The organism is Methylobacterium nigriterrae (genome assembly GCF_037106235.1).
Taxonomy (GTDB): Bacteria; Pseudomonadota; Alphaproteobacteria; order Rhizobiales; family Beijerinckiaceae; genus Methylobacterium; species Methylobacterium nigriterrae.
The window spans coordinates 1-359 of record NZ_JBAWTG010000627.1 but is presented as its reverse complement, the minus strand read 5'-3'; the positions used below and the strand labels follow the sequence as shown (position 1 = coordinate 359).

General features: G+C 64.6%; 1 protein-coding gene. It reads right to left on the bottom strand.

Translation table 11 applies throughout. The annotated features are described in order from the left end of the window. On the bottom strand, window positions 1–359 hold a 359-nt coding region (locus tag WDW90_RS38515; protein WP_431311219.1), incomplete at both ends, for a sigma factor.

The following is a 359-nucleotide window of genomic DNA, read 5'->3' as shown; positions in this document are numbered from 1 at the left end:
CTTGCGCTTGCGACACTCGGTGTAGAACTGGTTGCGCAGGATCGTGATCAGCCACGCCATCAGGTTCGAGCCCGGCCGGAAGCGATGCTGGTTGGCCCAAGCTTTGACCAACGTCTCCTGCACGAGATCCTCTGCGCGGGAGGAGTCCACGACCAAGGACATCGCGAAGGCGCGCAGACCCGGCAAAGCCGCAAGGAGGCCGTCGCGAAACTGAGAGGCGAACGCATCGCCCTGAGCCATCAGCGCCGCATTGAACTGCGCAATCAGATCGAGATGCCGCTGAGGCTGCGCCTCGGCCAGGATCGCGGCGTAGAAGCCCTGCAGCTGATGCCCGAGGTGATCGCGCACAGGCGCCGGCA